A 472-nucleotide genomic window follows, 5' to 3' on the forward strand; every position below is an offset into this window, starting at 1 on the left:
CGCCGAGTCGTGGCGCGGATCGGCGTTCACCGAGGCGTAGTACTGGCCGAGCGCCACCGTCGGGTCGGCGAGCACGAGCGAATGGACGCTCGCGAACAACAGCACCGGTAGACGTTGCTCGGCGGGTGCATGACCGAGCAGCGCCAGGAGTTCGTCGTCGTTGGCGATGCGGCGGGCGAGGTCCGCGTACATGGGTACCGAGCTCGCGAAGTCGTCGTACGGATGATGCACGAGCTGATCGCGCTCGCGGATGATCGAGAACACGGAGCGATCGGGAATGAACGCCATCCGCGGGATGGCCGGGGGAAACCGCAGCTCGGGGATCGGCAAGCCGACGATCTCGCGCAGCATGGTCAGATCGAGCGGGCCATCCACCTCGAACACCTCGTCGTCGCCGAGCGGCGGAAGCTCGGTGCCGGCGTCGAGCCGCAGCTCGCCGAGGAGCGCGGTGCGCAGCGCCGGCGGCATGCCG

1 protein-coding gene is annotated in these 472 nt (G+C 69.1%); it reads right to left on the reverse strand.

Annotation, left to right across the window (positions count from 1 at the left end; genetic code table 11):
• Window positions 1-472 (reverse strand): DUF2332 family protein (locus I6F37_RS38900; RefSeq protein WP_225154207.1); only part of this gene is annotated, 472 nt, incomplete at both ends.

The organism is Bradyrhizobium sp. NBAIM08 (genome assembly GCF_020193935.1).
Lineage (GTDB): Bacteria > Pseudomonadota > Alphaproteobacteria > Rhizobiales > Xanthobacteraceae > Bradyrhizobium > Bradyrhizobium yuanmingense.